The sequence below is a fragment of the Xanthomonas sp. NCPPB 3569 genome (assembly GCF_041475645.2).
GTDB classification, from domain to species: domain Bacteria; phylum Pseudomonadota; class Gammaproteobacteria; order Xanthomonadales; family Xanthomonadaceae; genus Xanthomonas; species Xanthomonas phaseoli.
The window spans coordinates 3390744-3402376 of record NZ_CM192969.1; the positions used below are offsets into that span (position 1 = coordinate 3390744).

Genomic DNA, 11633 nt, shown 5'->3' on the forward strand with positions numbered 1-11633 from the left:
TGCGAGACGGCGAGAGTACCGAGATTTTCGCCGACCTCACCACGCGCGAAACGAATGGCGGCGAGAGAACTGACGCGAACGGCATCACGCGAGACGTCGACGTGGCGATCCGGAACAAGGGTCATGGCGACGTGCTACTTGATTGGAAGACAGCTGCAGCCTAGAGCGCGGGCTGTGCGTGCGAGGTGACCACACCTTGCGCGTGCCACCGTTGTAGAAGCGAAGTCTTTCCAATTGCGATGAAGATTGCTGCGTGCTGTCGGAAGCCAGTCACGATACTGCTCGAAGGTAGCCGTCTTTCACTCAACCGGCTGCAATGCGCCTTGATGACTCACGCCCGCGGAAGAAGCAGCCAGCGACTAGCGGCCTGCCGTGACGACCTGCACGTCCGCCACCGCCTGCGTGGCTTCGGCGATGATGCCGAGCGCGATGGTATGTGGCAACGAGCGCCCCATGCGCCAACCCGCCGGCAAACGCAGACGTGCGAACGAGGCGTCGCTGTATCCAAGCGCGCGCAACGCCTGTAAACGACCTTCGCGCTTCTGCCGGCTGCCGAGGATGCCGATGCAGGCGACGGGGGATGTCAAGCCGCGCCGCGCAACCTGCAGATCGATCTCGGCATTGTGGGCCAGGCTATACAGCGCAGTATCGGCATCCAGATGCAGGTCCTGCAGCGCATCGCCCAGCGCGCGCCGGTCGTAGTGCTCGGACGCCAAGCCCGGCGGGGGTTCGCCAGGGCCATGCGGCCGCAACACGCGCACTTCGATGCCCATCTGGCTGGACAACGACACCAGCGCCAGTAGCGATGGGTCGGCCCCCACCAGCACCAGCCGTAACGGCGGGCGATGGGTGCGCACGAATTCGCCCGCATGTGCGTCCTGTGCATTTGCCAGGTAACGCACCGTGCCGGACGCACGATCCAAGGCCACATGAAATGCGCGCCGATGCTGGCGCGCGTTACGCCAACGTGCGAGGTGTTCACCCAGATCAGGCACCGGCCACACCAGCACGCCGATACGCCCGCCGCAGCTGAGCTGGATGTCCAGCACTTGGCTGCCTTCGCCATAATCCAGCCAACGCGGCTGACCATCGCGCAGCGCTTCCATGGCCTCATGCGCCACCGCCGCCTCGACGCAGCCGCCTGAGACGTAGCCTGCCACGCTCCCATCGGCGCAGATGGCCATTTCGCTCCCCAGCGGGCGCGGAGAGGAGCCTTGCACATCGATCAAAGTCGCCATCGCCACGCGCTGCCCTGCACGGTGCCAGGCGCTCAGCGTTGGCAACAAATCGTCGAGCAACGCGTAGCCCGGCCATGCAGGCCATGCCGACGGCACATGCGTGACCGGGGCAACCACCGCGCTCACGCGCGCAGCATCTCGGGCAGGTGCGGCAGCAGTTTGTCCAGGGTCACCGGGTAGTCGCGCACCCGCACGCCGGTTGCGTTGTAGACCGCGTTGGCGATCGCCGCTGCCACGCCGCAGATGCCCAGCTCACCCACGCCCTTGGCCTTCATCGGCGACGACAATGGGTCGCTTTCTTCCAGGAACACCACGTCCTGATGCGGGATGTCCGCATGCACCGGCACTTCATAACCGGCCAGGTCGTGGTTGACGAAGAAGCCCAGGCGCTTGTCCACTGCCAGCTCTTCCATCAGTGCCGCGCCGGCGCCCATGGTCATGCCGCCGATGACCTGGCTGCGCGCAGATTTGGGATTGAGGATGCGCCCCGCGGCGCACACGGCAAGCATGCGCCGGATGCGCACTTCGGCGGTGGCCACCTCCACGCCCACCTCGACGAAATGCGCGCCGAAGGTGGAGAGTTGATGCGTCTTGCTGAGGTCGCCGAATTCGATCTTGTCTTCCACCACCAGCGCGCCGTTGGCCGCGGCATCGCCGAGTGCGATGCGCTTGCCGCCGGCACGCACATGGCCATCGGCAAATTCGGCAGCGGCCGGATTCAGGCCCAGTTGCTTGGCTACCGCTTCGCGCAATTTGACTGCGGCTGCATAGACGCCTGCGGTGGAGCTGTTCGCGCCCCATTGCCCACCGGAGCCCGCAGAAGCCGGGAAGCTCGAATCGCCCAGGCGCACGTCCACCCAGTTGAGCGGGACGCCGAGCATTTCCGCGGCGGTCTGAGCAATGATGGTGTAGGAGCCGGTTCCGATATCGGTCATGTCGGTTTCCACCACCACGCGCCCGCCCTGCTCCAGACGCATGCGTGCGCCGGAGGTCATGACCGGCGCATTGCGAAACGCCGTGGCAACGCCCATGCCGACCAGCCAACGACCGTCGCGCATGCTGGCCGGCTTGGCCTTGCGCTTGGACCATTCGAATCGCTTTGCACCATCTTCCAGGCACTTGATCAGCTGACGCTGCGAGAACGGACGCTGCGGATTTTCCGGGTCCACCTGGGTGTCGTTGACGATGCGGAACTTGACCGGATCCATGTCGAGCTTTTCGGCCATCTCGTCCATCGCGATCTCCAGCGCCATCAATCCCGGCGCCTCGCCCGGCGCGCGCATCGCGTTGCCCTCGGGCAGATCGAGCACGGCCAGGCGCGTGGTAATCAGGCGGTTGGCACCGGCGTACAGCAACTGCGTCTGTGCCGCGGCAATTTCCGGGCTGCCGTCGGGCAGGTCGCCCGACCAGCTTTCATGTGCAATCGCGGTCAGCTTGCCGTCGCGCCCGGCACCAAGCCGGATACGTTGCACCGTGGCCGGGCGATGGGTGGTGTTATTGGCGATCAGCGGCCGCGGCAGCATGACCTTGACCGGATGTCCGACCTGACGGGCCGCCAGCGATGCCAGCACTGCATCGGCACGCAGAAAAAGCTTGCCGCCGAAACCGCCGCCGACGTACGGCGACATGATCCGCACGTTTTCGCGCGGGATGCCCAGCGTCCTGGCCAGATCGCCGGCACCCCAGTTGATCATCTGATTGGAGGTCCACACGCTGAGCTTGTCGCCCTCCCACATGGCGATCGATGCGTGCGGCTCCATCATCGCGTGGGAATGATCGGGTGTGGTGTATTCGGCATCCAGCTGCACTGGCGCCGACGCGAAGGCAGCGTCGAAGTTGCCGACATTGCTGTTGGGCGCGTCGCCCTTCTTGGTCACCTTGGCGCCGGCACGGGCCTTTTCCAGATCGTAGGCGCCAACGTGACGACCGTAATCGACCTTGATCAACTGGCCGGCCGCACGTGCTTGCTCGAAGGTTTCCGCCACCACCACGGCAATGGCCTGGTGGTAATGCGCGATCTCGGGGCCGCCCAACAACTTGGCGGTGTTGAACTTGCCCTTTTGCAGCTTGCCTGCGTTCTGCGCAGTCACGATGCCCAGCACGCCGGGCGCCTTGCGCGCCGCGCTCAGATCGATGCTGCGGATGGTGCCCTTGGCGACGCCTGCACCCACCACGTGCCCGTAGGCGGGTTGGCCCGGCAAGTCGTGATGTTCGTACGCATACGGGGCCTGCCCGGTGGTCTTGAGTGGCCCATCGATACGGTCGACGGGCTTGCCGACGACAGTGAGCTGATCGATGGGGTTGGTGCCGGCGGGAGTATCGAATTTCATATCAGGCCCTCGTGTCGGCCAAGATCGCGGCCAAGGTGCGCTCGACCAGCGGCAGCTTGAATGCGTTGTGTTCGGTGGGCTGTGCGCCGTCGAGCAGCACGGACGCAATGGCGCGGGCACCCTCTTTCGATCGGGTTTCGGCCGCTTCGCTGCGCCATGGCTTGTGCGCGACGCCGCCGACTGCGACGCGTGCACTGCCATCGCGCTGCACGACGGTCGCCACCGACACCAGGGCGAACGCATACGAGGCACGGTCGCGCACCTTGCGATACACATGCATGCCACCGAGCGGCTTGGGCAAGGTAACGGCGGTGATCAATTCGCCGCGCTCCAGCACGGTTTCCAGATGCGGCGTCGTTCCCGGTGCCCGGTAGAACTCGGACAGGGCCACCGCGCGTGTCTGCCCATCCGGGCGTACCGTCTCCACCACGGCATCGAGCAGGCGCATGGCGATGGCCATATCGCTGGGATGTGTGGCGATGCACGCCTCGCTGGCACCGATCACTGCCAGCTGACGGTTATAGCCGCCGATGGCCGCGCAGCCGCTGCCAGGCAGTCGCTTGTTGCACGGCTGATTGGTGTCGTAGAAATAGGGACAACGCGTCCGTTGCAGCAGATTACCTGCCGTGGTGGCGCGATTGCGCAGCTGTCCCGAGGCACCGGCCAACAATGCGCGCGACAGCACGGCGTAATCGCGGCGCACGCGTTGGTCGGCCGCGAGGTCGGTGTTGCGCACCAATGCACCGATGCGCAGGCCGCCGTCGGGCGTGGCCTCGATGGTATCCAGGCGCAGGCCGTTGACATCGATCAGATGCGACGGCGTTTCGATCTGCAGCTTCATCAGATCGAGCAAGTTGGTCCCGCCTGCGATGAACTTGGCACCGGGCTGACGCGCGGCCTTGGCTGCAGCATCGGCTGGCGAGGTGGCGCGCTCGTAGCTAAAGGCCTTCATGCGCGGCCTCCGGCAACATCGTTGATGGCTTCAACGATGTTGGAATAGGCACCGCAGCGGCAAATATTGCCGCTCATGCGCTCCTGCAACTCGGGCGTGGTGAGTCTGGTCTTGCCGGTGAGGTCTTCGGTGACATGGCTGGGAATGCCACGCTTCACCTCGTCCAGCACCGCCACTGCCGAACAGATCTGCCCGGGCGTGCAATACCCGCATTGGTAGCCATCGTGCTTGACGAACGCCGCCTGCATCGGATGTAGCTTGTCCGGCGTGCCCAACCCTTCGATGGTGGTGACCTTGGCGCCCTCGTGCATCACTGCCAGCGACAGGCACGCGTTCATGCGTTGGCCGTCGACGATGACCGTACAGGCGCCGCACTGGCCATGATCGCAGCCCTTCTTGGTGCCGGTGAGATGCAGATGTTCGCGCAGCGCATCCAGCAAGGTGGTGCGGTTATCCAATGTCAGCGTGACCGGCTTGCCGTTCACCTCGAAAGCAACCTGGCTGGATGCATTGGCAGGCTCGGCTGCCGGCCGCTGCGACATCGCAGTGGCCGCAGTGGCCGCCCTCGATTGGGTTGCGGCAACGCTGGCTGCGGATGCCGTTCCTGCGATCAATACCTCGCGACGGGTCATCTTGATGTCTCTCATGGCTGGCATCTCCAACAATGCTGGCTTTTACAGTTCTCAACAAATGTGCAGCGCTGCCGGTCACAAGCGCGTGAGTGCGCGGCCGCGGGGGTGGGCGTGAAGCGGCGTATGGCCGGATCCTAATGCCCGCCTTTACCGGCATTGGCGATGGTTGCTGCGTGCGCCTATGAACACTGCGAGGACCGGCCCATGCGCCGATGACGTTGGAGTCGGACGGGCCAGCCAAGCAGTTTCCTGGAATAGTGCGCGTGCACGCGTACTGGTCACGGCGAGCAGCGAACGAACCCGAGGAGCATTGGTTGTGCTCGCCAGCAGCGCCATGCAGGCGGCAGCCCTTGCACACGTCGATGAGTGAATTGGCGCGTCGGCGGTGCGAATGCTTCGCCGACGCGCGGTGCAGCAGGCTGGATCAGAACTCCAGCGTGATCTTGCCCAGATGCCTACCGGCCTTCTGCAGTGCGAAGGCGTCACCGATCTCATCCAGCGCAAAACTGCGATCGATCACCGGCCGCAGCGGCAAGCTGTCGAGTGCACGCACCAGGTCCTGTTGATGCCTGCGGCTGCCAACGACCAGTCCTTGCAAGCGTTGCTGGCGCCCCATCATTTCGGCAGTCGGAACCGGCCCAGCGGCACCGGTCAAAACGCCGATCAAGGCGATGTGCGCGCCCACGCGCGCTGCACGGATCGATTGCGTCAACGTGCCCGGACCGCCGACCTCGACCACATGGTCCACCCCGCGCCCGTCGGTGATGTCCAAGACCTGCGCCGACCATTCGGGATGCTGCCGATAGTTGATGAGATGGTCGGCACCGAGCGCTCGCACCTTCTCCAGTTTCTCATCGGATGAGGATGTGGCGATCACGCGCGCTCCCATCGCCTTGGCAAATTGCAGCGCGAAGATCGACACGCCGCCGGTGCCCAGAACCAGCACGCTGTCGCCGGCCTTGAGCCGGCCATTGACCGCAAGCGCCCGCCATGCGGTGACACCGGCAGTGGTCAGCGTCGCAGCCTCGGCGTGGCTGTAACCGCGGGGTGCATGGGTGAATGCCTGCGCATCGGCGACGACCGCCGAGCGCGCATAGCCGTCGACGCCGTCGCCCGGGGTGGTGGCAAAACCGGCATGCAACGGCTCGCCGTCCAGCCACTGCGGGAAGAAGGTAGAGACCACATGATCGCCCACCGCGAACTCGTCCACCTCCGGCCCCACCGCTTCCACCACACCTGCGCCATCGGACATCGGAATACGCCCGTCTGCGGTCGGCATCTGCCCGAGCGCAACGCCTAGATCATGAAAATTGAGCGAACTGGCATGCAGGCGCACGCGGATCTGACCGCGTGCAGGTTGCCCCGGATCGGGCAATGCAACCGACTGCAGCGATGCGATGGCGGCCGGATGGCGAAGACGAATGGCTTGCATGGGCAACTCCTGAGCGTGATTCAGTGCCTGCAATAGCATGCTGTCCGTTACGCAAACGCAGTCGAGCTGGCTCTGACATCTGTCGCCGTGCGCGCTGATGCGCTGCAGCGGCTGCCGCGCGTGGCGACGCGGGAAGCGGGCTGTTGCATGCAAGGCGAGGCAGCAATCACAGATCTGTCATTGCACGTGTTGATCCATCGAGGTGCGGGTGCCGCCACGCGTAGGCTGGCACGGCGGTTGCATCGCCCTGGTATCCAGACAGGTAGCCACAGTGACGTCAACAAGCAAGCGGCGGCGGCAACGTGCTCAGCGCATCGCGCTGCATTTCGTGCTGACTGCCTCGTGGATGCTACTGCTCGGTTCGGAATACTGGTCCATCCATGAAGAGCGCGCGACCGCGCTGCGCAGCGCCCAGGCGCAGTCGTTGAATCTGGCCAATTCGCTGGCGCAGCATGCCAGCGACACCTTGTCCATTGCCGACGCAGTGCTGTCCGGGCTGGTGTCGCGGGTCGAACACGACCAGGGCTCCAGCGCCGCGCGTTCTGCGACGCATGAGTTTCTGGTGCGCGAAGCGCGCCGCTCCGATCGCCTGCATGGCATCTTCATCTATGCCGCGGACGGCAGTTGGGTGAGCTCGTCGCTGGACAGCACCCCCAGGACGCACAACAACGCCGACCGTGCCTATTTCAAATACCACCGCGACCATCGCGACGCCTTGTCGCTGGTCGGCCCGCCCGTGCAGAGCCGCTCGGACGGCTCCTGGGTGATGACCTTGAGCCGCCGTCTCAATACCCCCCGTGGCGAGTTCGCCGGCGTGGTGCTGGTCACCCTGCAGCTGAAGTATTTCCAGAACTACTACAGCACCTTCGAAGTCGGCCCGCACGGCACCATCGGCATGACCAACGACGATGGCATCGTGATGGTGCGCCGGCCCGACAAACAGGGCGTGATCGGCACCTCGATCGCGGGGACGTCGATCTACGTGACCATGCGCGCACGCAGGCACGGCACCGCCACCTATCGCTCGCCGATCGACGGCGTGGAGCGCATCTCCAGCTTTGCGCCTGCGCGACCCTATCCGCTGACCGTGCTGACCGGCGTTTCGGTGGACGATGCGTTGGCGAACTGGCGGCAAGCCGCGCGCCAACGCATCGTGGTGGCCGCACTGGGCTGCACCCTGCTGCTGGGCGTGGGGATCTGGCTGGACCTGCAACTGCGCCGCATGCATCGCAACGAGGCCAAGCTGAGCACCGAAGCCTGGGTAGACGCATTGACCGGCATCGCCAATCGTCGCGCCTTCGACCACCGATTATCGCGTGCATTGCAGGACGCGGTTCGCCTGGAGGCGCCGTTGTCGGTGCTGATGATCGATGTCGATCACTTCAAGCTCTACAACGACACCTATGGCCACGTGAACGGCGATGCCTGCCTACGCCTGATCGCAGGCGCCATTGCCGGATGCTCGCGCCGCAGCGAAGACCTCGCCGCGCGTTACGGCGGTGAAGAGTTCGGCATGATCCTGCCGCACACCGATGCCGCCGGCGCGCTGCGCCTGGCCGACGCCGTGCGCAATGCGGTTGCCGAGCTCGGCCTGATGCACCTGTCTAGCCCCACCAGCGCGCACGTCACCGTCAGCATCGGCGCAGCCACGTTCGAACCGGGCGAAGCGCCGCTGAGCCCCAACGGCATCGTGCAGGACGCCGATTCGGCGCTGTATCGCGCCAAGCAGAAGGGACGCAATCGCACGTCGGCCTAGACCTGCAGGGACGCCGAACCTGCCGTAGAGATCAGGCGGCTGTCGCGAGGTGGATGTCGCGAGCTTGAGCAACGCATCGACGGCGCACCCACCGCGTGCGTTGCGCGCAAGCCTGCGATGGATGGGCGCTGCACGCACACCGCGCGCGCCTCCGAGCACGCGCGACACCCGCCAGGCTCTTGCCAACATCCTGCCCAAACCGGCCGCTGTCTGCGCGTACTTCCCATCACGCAGAAGGCCCGCGCAATGCGGGCCTTCCTGGATGACGCAACGACGAACGGTCCTCAGAACGGGATATCGTCGTCGGCGAAATCGTCCATCGGCGGTGCCGACTGTTGCTGGGCCGGCTGCTGACGGCGCGGCGCATAGTCCTGCCCACCGCCACCGTATCCACCGCCCTGCCCACCGCCGCCGCCCTGCTGACGCGGTGCCGAGCGCTGCGGGCGATCGCCGCCCATCCCGCCACCGCCGCCTTCACCACGGCCGCCGAGCATCTGCATCTCGTTGGCGACGATGTCGGTGCTGTACTTCTCCACGCCGTCCTGGCCGGTGTACTTGTCGTAGCGCAGTTCGCCTTCGACATAGACCTGCGACCCCTTGCGCAGGTATTCGCCGGCAATTTCGCCCAGCTTTCCGAAAAACACCACGCGGTGCCACTCGGTACGTTCCTGGTTATTGCCGTCGCGGTCCTTGCGCATGCTGGTGGTAGCCAGGCTCACGCGCGTGATTGCCATGCCGGCCTGGGTGTATTTGGTATCGGGATCGTTGCCGAGGTTGCCGACGAGGATGACTTTGTTGATGCCGCGGGCCATAGGTGCTTCCGAGATGATGCGCTGGCGCCGGGAGCGCGCAACGATGAATGTCTGTGCGGCAATGTTACCGCACCTGCCGCTCGGCGGTCCTGGCAGGTTGCCGCGCGGCGCTGCCCGGCAAGTGCCCTGCCAAGGGTCGGAAATCCAGCCCGCACGGACCTTTGCGGGTAACGTCCCAACTGCGCAGGGCGGCAAATGTGAAGATGCCGGGCGTGCCTGGCGGGACGGATCCGGCCGGGGCACCTATAATCGGCCCACATCACGAACGCCTGCGCATGACCATCGCCGAAGACCTCCCCACCGTGCTGGGCCTGCCCCAGATCCAGTCCCTCGCCGCGCCCGACATGGCCGCGGTCGACGCACTGATCCGCCGCCGTCTGGCCTCGGACGTCGTGCTGATCAACCAGATTGCCGACCACATCATCTCTGCCGGCGGCAAGCGCCTGCGCCCGATGCTGGTGATGCTGGCCGGCCACGCCGCTGGCGGCTCCGGCCCGGAGCATCACCAACTGGCGGCGATCATCGAATTCATCCATACCTCCACGCTACTGCACGACGACGTGGTGGACGAGTCGGACCTGCGCCGCGGACGCAGCACCGCCAATGCGTTATGGGGCAATGCGCCCAGCGTACTGGTGGGCGACTTCCTGTATTCGCGCAGCTTCCAGCTGATGGTCGAACTGGACCGCATGCAAGTCATGCAGATCCTGGCCGACACCACCAACCGCATCGCCGAAGGCGAGGTGCTGCAGCTGTTGCACGTGCACAACCCGGACACCGACGAAGCCGCCTACCTGCGCGTGATCGAGCGCAAGACCGCGGTGCTGTTCGCCGCCGGCACGCGTCTGGGTGCGCTTGCCTCCGGCGCAAGTGCGCAGGTGCAGCAGCACCTGTACGACTACGGCATGCAGCTGGGCTTTGCCTTCCAGATCGCCGACGACGTGCTCGACTATGCCGCCGAGGCCGCGGACCTGGGCAAGAACCTGGGCGACGACCTGGCCGAAGGCAAGGCAACCCTGCCGCTGATCCACGCGATGGCGCATTCGGATGCGAGCACCCGAGAGCGCCTGCGACAGATCGTCGAGCAAGGCGATGCAGCGGCCATGCCGGAAGTGCTGGCAGCCATCCATGCCACCGGCGGGCTGGACTACAGCCGTCAACGCGCGGCCGAATACGCCGCTGCCGCCGAACAGGCGCTGGAAACCCTGCCGCCCAGCCCTGCCGTGGCGGCACTGCGCGGCCTGGCGCGCTACGCGGTCGAGCGCACGCACTGATCCGGCGCGCTGGGCGCGCCGGACGGGATTTGTGATTGGAGATTCGCAAAGGCGGCTTGATCGCGGTTTTGCGAGTCCCGACATCGGTTAGCCGAATGGTTGATCAGCGCAACCCCCGAGCAAAAACTCAGGGGTTTGATTCGCTGAAAGACGGGACTTCGCTCTTGCGAGTCCCGACTCCCCAATCCCCAATCCCGGCTTATCGCCCAAACCGCTCGTCGAAGAAATCGCCCAGCATGCGATACGCCCGCTTGGCCGCGCGCGGGTTGTACAGGCAGCCCGGCGGGCTGTTGGCATCTGCCTCGGCAAAGCAATGCACCGCGCCGCTGAAATTGACGAATTGCCAATCCGCGCCGGCGGCATTCATTTCGGTTTCGAACGCGGCGATATCCGCCTTGCTCACGCTCTTGTCGTCGGCACCGTTGAGCACCAGCAGCGGCGTCCTGGCCGAGCCGGCGGCGGCCGGGCTGGGAGTCGCGATGCCGCCATGCAGGCTGACCACACCGGCCAGCTGCGCGCCTGAGCGCACCAGTTCCAGCACCGTGGTACCGCCGAAGCAGAAGCCCACCGCACCGATGCGCGCTGCGTCCAACGGCGCCTTGCCGGCCTGCGCCTTGAGCACCTCTACCGCTTTGAGCGCGCGTGCGCGCAGCTCCGGCGGATCCTTTTTCAGGGCGCCAGCGAATTGCCCAGCCTCGCTGTCATTGGCCGGGCGCTTGCCCTTGCCGTACACGTCGGCCACCAGCACCACGTAATCGTCGCCGGCCAGCTGCTTGGCCTTGGTCACCGCCGAGTCGTTGACACCGCGCCAGTTGGGCACCATCACCAGGCCCGGGCGCTTGACATCGCCGGCATCGTCGTACACCAGCACGCCGCTGTAGGTGTCCTTGCCGATCTTCCATTCCAGCGGCTTGGCCTGCATCGCCGCTGCTGCGGGGAAGGCCAGCGAAGCCAGGACACCGATCAACCCAACGCCACGCCATGTCCGTTGCTTGTACATGTGCTTGCTCCCAGGATGGTGTGGCGAGTGTAGGCGCTGGCACCGTGCAGGAGGGGTCATCATCGGCGCGGCCGGCAGCGGCGCGGCCAGTTGGCTGGGCCAAGCGCACCGGGCGTATCCGCATCCGCATCCGTGGCGAGCTACGGTTTTCGGGGCGACCCGGGCAACGCCTTGGCCTCGGAACTGGGCCAGGCAGCAACACGTAGC

9 protein-coding genes are annotated in these 11633 nt (G+C 65.6%); 2 read left to right on the forward strand and 7 right to left on the reverse strand.

The genetic code is table 11. The features are described from left to right. Positions 1–359: 359 nt before the first annotated feature. The 5 genes from ACCQ03_RS14760 to ACCQ03_RS14780 all read right to left on the reverse strand — a co-directional run bounded on the left by ACCQ03_RS14760 (position 360) and on the right by ACCQ03_RS14780 (position 6584). Positions 360–1364, reverse strand: coding sequence for an XdhC family protein (locus ACCQ03_RS14760; protein WP_209225947.1), 1005 nt, complete (start codon positions 1362–1364; stop codon positions 360–362). Beyond that, positions 1361–3568: an aldehyde oxidoreductase molybdenum-binding subunit PaoC gene (gene paoC / locus ACCQ03_RS14765; RefSeq protein WP_057677931.1), complete on the reverse strand. Its 2208-nt coding sequence runs from the start codon at positions 3566–3568 to the stop codon at positions 1361–1363. Before paoC ends, ACCQ03_RS14760 begins: the two co-directional genes overlap by 4 nt. A gap of 1 nt (position 3569) precedes the next feature. Further along, positions 3570–4520, reverse strand: a complete 951-nt coding sequence (locus ACCQ03_RS14770) for an FAD binding domain-containing protein (RefSeq protein ID WP_057677930.1) — start codon at positions 4518–4520, stop codon at positions 3570–3572. Further along, positions 4517–5167, reverse strand: a complete 651-nt coding sequence (gene paoA, locus ACCQ03_RS14775) for an aldehyde dehydrogenase iron-sulfur subunit PaoA (RefSeq protein ID WP_057677929.1) — start codon at positions 5165–5167, stop codon at positions 4517–4519. Before paoA ends, ACCQ03_RS14770 begins: the two co-directional genes overlap by 4 nt. A 409-nt stretch (positions 5168–5576) precedes the next feature. After that, positions 5577–6584, reverse strand: coding sequence for a zinc-dependent alcohol dehydrogenase family protein (locus ACCQ03_RS14780; protein ID WP_209225945.1), 1008 nt, complete (start codon positions 6582–6584; stop codon positions 5577–5579). A 208-nt stretch (positions 6585–6792) separates the two neighbouring features. Between ACCQ03_RS14780 and ACCQ03_RS14785 the strand changes: the two genes are divergently transcribed. Next, positions 6793–8340 carry a sensor domain-containing diguanylate cyclase gene (locus ACCQ03_RS14785; RefSeq protein ID WP_170922401.1) on the forward strand — a complete coding sequence of 516 codons (1548 nt, stop codon included), beginning with the start codon at positions 6793–6795 and terminating at the stop codon, positions 8338–8340. A 284-nt stretch (positions 8341–8624) separates the two neighbouring features. Here the strand turns inward: ACCQ03_RS14785 and ACCQ03_RS14790 are convergent, their stop codons facing one another. Then, positions 8625–9152: a single-stranded DNA-binding protein gene (locus ACCQ03_RS14790; RefSeq protein ID WP_017157214.1), complete on the reverse strand. Its 528-nt coding sequence runs from the start codon at positions 9150–9152 to the stop codon at positions 8625–8627. 275 nt (positions 9153–9427) lie between these two features. Between ACCQ03_RS14790 and ACCQ03_RS14795 the strand changes: the two genes are divergently transcribed. Next, complete coding sequence (locus tag ACCQ03_RS14795; protein WP_057662341.1) at positions 9428–10426, forward strand: polyprenyl synthetase family protein; 999 nt, start codon at positions 9428–9430, stop codon at positions 10424–10426. 199 nt (positions 10427–10625) lie between these two features. Here ACCQ03_RS14795 and ACCQ03_RS14800 read toward each other — a convergent pair whose 3' ends face one another. After that, positions 10626–11426, reverse strand: a complete 801-nt coding sequence (locus ACCQ03_RS14800; RefSeq protein WP_209225942.1) for a dienelactone hydrolase family protein — start codon at positions 11424–11426, stop codon at positions 10626–10628. Positions 11427–11633 lie beyond the last annotated feature (207 nt).